5 protein-coding genes and 1 rRNA gene are annotated in these 7,562 nt (G+C 38.6%); 1 reads left to right on the top strand and 5 read right to left on the bottom strand.

What is annotated here, in order from left to right; translation table 11 throughout:
- Positions 1-171: 171 nt before the first annotated feature.
- Complete coding sequence (locus AB4Y43_RS39950) at positions 172-453, bottom strand: hypothetical protein (RefSeq protein ID WP_368730252.1); 282 nt, start codon at positions 451-453, stop codon at positions 172-174.
- 89 nt (positions 454-542) lie between these two features.
- Here AB4Y43_RS39950 and AB4Y43_RS39945 point away from each other — a divergent pair, with 89 nt between their 5' ends.
- A complete protein-coding gene (locus tag AB4Y43_RS39945; protein WP_368730251.1) occupies positions 543-1,190 on the top strand; it encodes a hypothetical protein in 648 nt (215 codons plus the stop codon).
- An 843-nt stretch (positions 1,191-2,033) separates the two neighbouring features.
- On the opposite strand, the gene AB4Y43_RS39940 is transcribed toward AB4Y43_RS39945, so the two are convergent.
- From AB4Y43_RS39940 to rrf, 4 genes are all read right to left on the bottom strand, one after another.
- Positions 2,034-2,276: an antitoxin VbhA family protein gene (locus AB4Y43_RS39940; RefSeq protein ID WP_368730250.1), complete on the bottom strand. Its 243-nt coding sequence runs from the start codon at positions 2,274-2,276 to the stop codon at positions 2,034-2,036.
- A gap of 658 nt (positions 2,277-2,934) precedes the next feature.
- Positions 2,935-3,522: a MerR family transcriptional regulator gene (locus AB4Y43_RS39935; RefSeq protein ID WP_368730249.1), complete on the bottom strand. Its 588-nt coding sequence runs from the start codon at positions 3,520-3,522 to the stop codon at positions 2,935-2,937.
- A 2,401-nt stretch (positions 3,523-5,923) separates the two neighbouring features.
- Positions 5,924-6,328 carry a helix-turn-helix domain-containing protein gene (locus tag AB4Y43_RS39930; protein WP_368730248.1) on the bottom strand — a complete coding sequence of 135 codons (405 nt, stop codon included), beginning with the start codon at positions 6,326-6,328 and terminating at the stop codon, positions 5,924-5,926.
- Positions 6,329-6,678: 350 nt separating this feature from the next.
- Positions 6,679-6,810, bottom strand: a 5S ribosomal RNA gene (gene rrf, locus AB4Y43_RS39925).
- Between the last annotated feature and the right edge of the window lie 752 nt (positions 6,811-7,562).

Genomic DNA, 7,562 nt, shown 5'->3' with positions numbered 1-7,562 from the left:
TCCATTTTTTAACATTACGGCATGCCGAAAAATTTTGTCCGTCTTCTATATTTTCTCCGTAACATTTGCGGTCCGCTATAAATATTACGGTTTTCCGCAACACGATTTTCGTTGACCAAACTCCAATATTAGGTAAATAATGAAGCCATAAAACTATTAAACTTTTTTTACCTAACTTGCATTTATTAGTTTTTTTGTTTTTCTGAAAGTGTATCGTAATAAAATTAGAATGCTATACACTATAAAAACATTGAGCGCATATAAATCAAGTCTCCATGAACAATTAACTGCATTTTTCCATAAAAAAACTTCATTTGCATGACTTAATGGCACCTTTGGACCATAAAAAACAAAAGGAACTGGAAGTCCTAATTGTTTAATATCGCTTCCAATTAATAATGAAAGAATGGGCAAGATCAAGCTAATGACTAAAATAAATTTACTTTTTCTCACTCGACCATCTCCTTTTTTAAAAAATTTTACCATAACTTAGTACACCATTGAAACTTACATAAAAACAAAAAAAATCGGGAGGTATTTACATGTCTAAGAAGCTTACTTCATTATTCTTTTCACTGGTACTGGTTTTTTCACTGGCAAGTTCTGCGTTTGCTGAAGAAGGAAAAAGTGGTTTAACGTCCGAGCAGAAGAAACAATTGGATGCTATTGAAGAAAAGTATAACGGCGATGTTGAAATATTTTTTCCTGATTCTAACGGATCAGAACAGTTCTCCTTGAATGCTACCGATTCTTCAGAAAGAATGAAATTCAATTCGATAGAAGAATTTGAAGCATTTATTGACGTTTTAAAAACGGAACAAAAAGATGGAGCTATAAGTACTTTTCAAACAAGTCCATTATATACTGGACATGTCTCATGGTTTGCAACTTTACTTGGAGGAACGTTTTCTTGGAAAAATATTGATTATAAGTATGAAGTCGGGTTTGACAGTAAAGGTAAAGGGTATATGAGTAAAGTTTATGATGTTACTTCTTACTTAACAGGTATCCAAATTGGACTTTCCTATACTCAAACCAAAAATAGATCGTGGGCAAGTGGTGATACTGCTCACCTCATTGTTGACGGTACATATCTATTAGGAGCAGAAGTTGCTGGTTTCCCTATTGGAGCTAGAGTAGATACTACTTGGGAAAATACTGACACAAAAGATATGCCAGTTCAAGCTTAAAATTCCCCCTTGTGGCCATCTAAATAGCCACTTGCTTCAACCTAATGTCCAGACATATGTACAAAATCAGTAGTTTGGTACATATGTCTAGGCCCTATAAATCATCGATCGGGTAGTAATCCAAAGAAAAGCAAAGAAAAATGAAAAAACGCCTGGTCGCATTGTATGCGAACACAGGCGTTTTTTTGTAATTGTTCCACGGAATGAAAATCGGCTCTCACGGCTTATTTTCCCTGAATTTCGGATTTGCTATTCTGAACTAATTCAATATTAATGATGAATCAAAATCATCTTAACTGGATCCATTTTGATATTTCTTTCGAGAATAATCGTTCTTCTGCGATTCATTCTTCTTCACGAAATAAAAAAGGGGATTGTAGTTTTTCTTGTTTCGTAGTCTAAAGATCTCTAAGATTTATAACTGTTTTAACCGGTTATGTTGTCTCAAATCGGAACAAAATCTGCATTTGTAGTCACCCATGTAGTCACATAGAACCTATATGCTCCCTGGCTTTGCCGGGGATGTGTAGTGCAGCGCGACTACGCGCCTTATCCTGCACTTCCTAGAGATTTCTCTCTTCTTTCGGAATCTCAAGGAAGTGCCTACGGGACCATCGGCCGGTGAATAGTCCTCTTATTGAGCAAGAAGGATCGGATAATTAGTGCGAAGCTGTCTTGAAGTTGAAGTGCAGCGGAGAAGCCAAAGGTTGGACGATCGAATTCACCAATATTAACCGGAAAGGGTTGAAAAAGGAAAAAGACTCCAAGCGTTCACAGCGCTCGAAGTCCCGAAAATAAGTCCTTGGAAGGGCATATCCCTTCCTCCCAACAATAATTATACCACTAAGATATTAATTCTTTCACTCTTTTTGCAAATTCTTCTTGTGTGATTTTACCCGTTAAACACTCAAATACTAATTGCTTACCTTGCTCATCCAGTTCCATACCTTCATAAGCCCAAGATGCGTTTATCTGCTCAAAACGTTTATTAAACTGGCGTTTAAATTCTTCTTCATCAAGCAAATTATCATAATAGGCACCCTTCCGTTCTTCAAAAGATTTCATGAGCTTTGACATATCCATCATTCTTAATCTCCCAAAGTATGTTTTTTAGCCTCGAGTGAATACCTCACGTAAAAAGCCACTCTAACATTAGTAGAATGGCTTTTCTTTTGGCTGTAAAAGCAATATAAAATTTTTGGCCGCTAGGGCAATGTTCTTTTTACTTTTCAGGCCCGGCCAGAAACCGAGCCTTTAAAAATGAATGAAATGTTACGCGTAGGAGATCTCCCCCCCCGCTGATCGCCATAATGGCATGAATCCATTAAATATCGTATTTATATACTATCTAATAAAAAGTCAAAAAGCAAAAATATCCGGATTTCATGACACAAATAATGCATTTGCGACTATTAAACAATATTTAATACTCTTTAACAATAAAAAATACTATTAAACAATATTAAATATTCATAAATGCTAAGGCCTTATAGAATAAGGGAAAATGATTTCGTAGTATTAAATACTATTTAATACTATTTAACAATCATAAATATTATTTAATAGTTTAATGCTCATAAATCATTAAATTACCCAATGAAACGAAAGAGCCGCTTGAGTAATTTTCGAGCGAATCTTTTATACGCACATCTCCTTTTTTCAAAAAAAACACGAGCGTATTAAAATCTTTTATTTCAAGCTTAAATGCTTAGCTAAACTGGTGACGTTTAGGTATATAGATGCGTCATCGAAACCACCCGAACAGGCCACGTCGCTTGCTTGCCTGTTCCTTGGCTTCGGCTGCTTCCTGCTTCGCAGCTGCAACTTCCACCTGAGCAGCGATGAGCTGCTGCTGCATTTCTTCAACTACATGACGCAGAATAGCGACCTGATCCGCCGTTTCAGCAATTCGTCCGTCCTGTCCGTCCATCCGTTCAGAATGTTCCTCAATTCTCGTCTCTATGCGGTTCTGACGTTCTGTCTGCTTTCCGATCTCGACGACAGCTTGTCCCATCGTCTGCATGACAGTCAGCAACGTATCGCGCGAATCCGCTCCGGAGAGCACGCGTTCCACGTCCTCGACTGCCTCCTCGACCGTCACCGGGAAACCTCGCTTCGCCAGTAGCTCCATAATCTGCACTTTCGAGTAATTCTGCTCTCGCAGCTCGCGAATCGCGTTTAGAACATCCAGTGCCTCCGGCTTATAATATGTAACAGCGCCGTGCTTTAATGACGGAATAAATACGTGATATTCCGTCACCCAATCCGCTATTGTCGATTTTGCCACACCGACCGACTCTACAAGATCTTTTTTTCTAAGCAATCCATCCACCCGTTCTCTCCGCCCTTTCCCATCCCGATTCTCCGTCCCAGCCATTCCGTCCGTCGTCCGTTTGTATCAATTAAGAGACGGAACATCACTATATATGAAATTATTCTCCGTCCGCACCTTATCTCCTCTCCGTCATTTGCTCTAAGATGGATTTTATTCCATCAAACTGGGAAGATTGGACCGTACCATTCATTTCAGCGCGTCTGACCAACCAGAACCTCAGATCCCTAAGGCTCCTGCATCCCATTCTCAGACGATCTACCATAAGACCGACTATTACTATGAACAAGAACGAGAAAACGGATGAGATAGGCCATTTTATCCGTCTAATGCTATTTTGTACTAGAGAGGTGCAACAATAAACAATCACATCCCTGCCGACGTATAGTCTTCAATCCCTGTTAGTACGATGAATTGTTGTACTCAGCTGTAGCCTGGTCTACGCTTTTACAATCAAACTCGTATCGGATCGCTCTAACTAGTTTCTTTGTTTGTTCTTCACTGAATCCGAGCTTCTGCGCGCCGAAAATTGCATATCCTAGTGCCGCGTTATTGCTCCATTCGCCCTGAGGGACCTGTTGTTTCCGAATCATTTGACGCAGTAATTCTGATCGATTACCCGTCGCGGTATCGTCGAACCAAGCCCAAGCATCCTCAGGAAGTGTGATCGATACTTTTTTCGTCACCCCAAGAGATGGTCTTCCAGCCTTGCTACGACGTCCCCCCCGTTGTTGTCCTCGATGTGAAGACAGAGACTGGTTTGATCTAGCTTTAGCACTTGCACAACGAGAACAAGTAAACTCTTCCCCGTCAATAACTTCATCGTCAAATTCCTGTTCACAAACCGAGCAGATTACCATAAGTAACTCCCCCTAATTTAAGTTACTTTTATTATATTTAAGTAACTTAAATTAGTCAATGGATTTAGGTAACTTTTTTTCTTACAGTTCTATTTCAATTTCATGCTAATCTTCAACGTTCTACCAGGGGGATTCCTCAACCTTTGTTCTCAATGCTATCTCTTTATTTAACCGTATTTAGCTAGGCTCTATTCGATCATTCCGCCAAAGTTTTCTTTAAAATCTCTTGACTTTAAAGATCTTAAACATCACGCTAGACCGGGTTGGGTTCAGGCTTAAGAGCATAGAACACCCACCTGCGCCCACAAATAATGATGTTGTAGGCACAAATAGATGGTTATTCATGCGATCACGCCAGCGTAGGGCGGGACGAGTATCCGTCACATCCATGCCCGAACAAGCAGCTTTTACGCTGCGCGTCGTCTTTTGCTACGTGAAGCCAATCCCACGTAATTTACGACGCCCTCCCTGTCTTGCGACAGCTTGGCAACCTCCAGACCATTTAACGGCGTCCTCCCGATAGTCTCACGATCGGCGCGGGCATGGTTACGCCTTGATGATCGTTACGCTGATTCTCTGCATCGGCTCAGCTCACCGCACGCCAAGTTTAACGTGTTGCTAGTGCTTTCCACGTTGGCGTTTGCTAGATTCATAGATTAAAAATGACAATAAGAAACTAGACCCTTAGATTCCTATTTTAAAAAAGGATCTAGGGCAAGGGCAACGCCGGTTTATTTAATTAGAACGTGATATTATGTAGAGGGCCAAAGGCCATAAACAACAAAAAAGCCCCTGAATCCACAAAAGGAATCAGGGGCCTCTATAATTTTAAATACAATTGCCTGTTTCATCTTGCCCTAACAGGGGTAAGATGGTAAGATAATCGTACAAAAGTCATTGTGAGTGCGCGTCCTGTTTCACTGAATGGGAGTTCAGATGAAGCAGCTTATGGGTTGGTAGCCCGTAGCCGCCGAAACAATGGCTATTTTTTTGTTTGGTAAGTCTTTCTATGTCTATTACAATATCATTGATTAATAGATTCGTAAAGCGTCAAATCGATGCTCTGCAGTTATTCCGGATGTACCTGGCGCTTCGCGGTCGGATCTCCGGTGACAATGGCCAACTCACAACTGAAAGTATGCCCTATTGTAAACGAGTCGGTTCCTATAGGCAACATTAAAGTAATACAAGTATTACTTTAAACTTACATCAGGCACCATAACCTAATGGCAGGCCGTTCTTCTATATCGAAATTCCGATATATGACCGGATCCTTAACACCTCCATGAGAATTTATACGAGGTGTTCTAAACATAATTAAGGTCTTCGTAGGGATTTACCAAGGACAATAACAAATGTTGCTGCCGGTTCCCTAAATGCTGATGTCGGATGCGCAGCTGCAGCTCATGCCGGCTTATTCTCTTCTCGGTGGTTTTCGATCGAATAAATGGCAGCCAGCATACCATATCTAATGAGTTCCTATTTTTGAGGCTTGGATACCTGCGTTTAATTAATAATATCCGTAAAGAAAAAAGATAGTATTAGTAATCAAGATCATTTTCCTTAGAAACTATCTTTCCTGTTTTTAATAATATAAACTCGTCAAGTTTTGGATTGGGAAACGGTTTAAGATAAGTATGTGCTACAGCATTCATATCCAATTGAAGTCTTTCAATAAGACCTATCTCTTCTAATTCTTTAACCCAATTACTAATTGTTCTAATGCTCTTATTATAATAGGTCGACATCTTTTCCAAACTATGAAAACACTCACCAGTTATATTATTACTATGTAATCCAATATATAAATAAAGTGTAGTAGCTCCCGGTGATAAATAGGGGAGGTACAGACTCATATCTTTGAAAACAGGAAAAAAACCTGTCTGTCCATAAAAGTTTGCTTCTCTCCAATCAGTATATTCCTTTTTAAGAATTGAAGCCTTCATCTTGTTAGTTATTCTGATAGCCATAAAAACACCCTCAATATAGAATTATAATTCTAGATCATATAGAAATTATATTCTATCTAACTAAAATAAACAATAACTAGAATAATCCCACATAACGGAGCGATTTTTTTTCAATTAATTGAAAAAAAATCGCTCCGTTATGTGGGATACCTTGTATTCAATTTTTGTTTTATGAATGTTATATTTGGGACATAATAAGTTAATAAATCCATACGCTTTTAACAGGGATAGTTACAAAGCGGCATATATTTCAAAAACTGCAAAATAAAAAAAGAGACCATGGAATGGCTGCAACCATCCATGGTCTCTTTTTTACCTGTTTTTCTTCTACGAATTGTCCTATTTTCCCTATCACAAGTATCTTCGGCGCTAAAAGGCTTAACTTTGATGTTCGGAATGGCGATCAGTGTTCTATCACTCCAGGTTAGATGATATTCCCTTTTGCTATGTACTCGTAGACGTATAAGAGGCTTAATCGAGGGCGTACTCCTTCACTTGTATTTGGATATTCTAGTACTGCAATACTAGAAATCCAGTGTCAGATATCAACATCGTGAATTAAGCATTATAGAATAATAAATTAGTGCAAAGTTACTTACAGGTACTTCGTAAGCAACACAGTTAAAATTACAATAAGGTAAGGGCGTAAATGCGGCTCAACCTTAATTGAGTATTTCACTGTTTGTTTAAGTATTTTTTTCAGCGGGATAGTTACTTTTGACATATATTTCACCTCCCCTCTAAGGGAGACCAATACGCCCAATGAAAGTATAATATAATCCCTATACTTACTCCATTCTTTTTCTGATAATTTGCTTTAGCATTTGTACTTTCAAACAGCATATGTACAAAATTAGTAGTTTGGTACATATGTTAATCTGAAGAAAACAAAGAAAAATAAAAAAATGCCTGGTCGCAATGTATGGACACCCAGCCATTTTTTTACCAATGGTTAATACAACATTTAAGTATATCACAAAAACTAATCTTTAGTATTATAAGGAAAATTATCAGAATTGCGGTCCGCAAGTGGATTAAATAAAAAGAAAACCCTTGGCTTATGAGGGTTTTCTTTTTATTTAATCCATTTTTTAACATTACGGCATGCCGAAAAATTTTGTCCGTCTTCTATATTTTCTCCGTAACATTTGCGGTCCGCTATAAATATTACGGTTTTCCGCAACACGATTTTCGTTGACCAAACTCCAAT

Origin of the sequence: Paraburkholderia sp. BR10872 (genome assembly GCF_040965835.1) — a bacterium.
Classification (GTDB): Bacteria; Pseudomonadota; Gammaproteobacteria; order Burkholderiales; family Burkholderiaceae; genus Paraburkholderia; species Paraburkholderia nodosa_A.
Note: the sequence above shows the minus strand (reverse complement) of the source record. Positions and strands in the feature narration are given on the sequence as shown.

Bases quoted from the DNA above. Each gene is read 5' to 3' on its own strand.
- AB4Y43_RS39940 (WP_368730250.1), bottom strand. From the start codon at position 2,276: ATGATGGATATGTCAAAGCTCATGAAATCTTTTGAAGAACGGAAGGGT.
- AB4Y43_RS39930 (WP_368730248.1), bottom strand. From the start codon at position 6,328: ATGAAGGCTTCAATTCTTAAAAAGGAATATACTGATTGGAGAGAAGCA.
- AB4Y43_RS39945 (WP_368730251.1), top strand. From the start codon at position 543: ATGTCTAAGAAGCTTACTTCATTATTCTTTTCACTGGTACTGGTTTTT.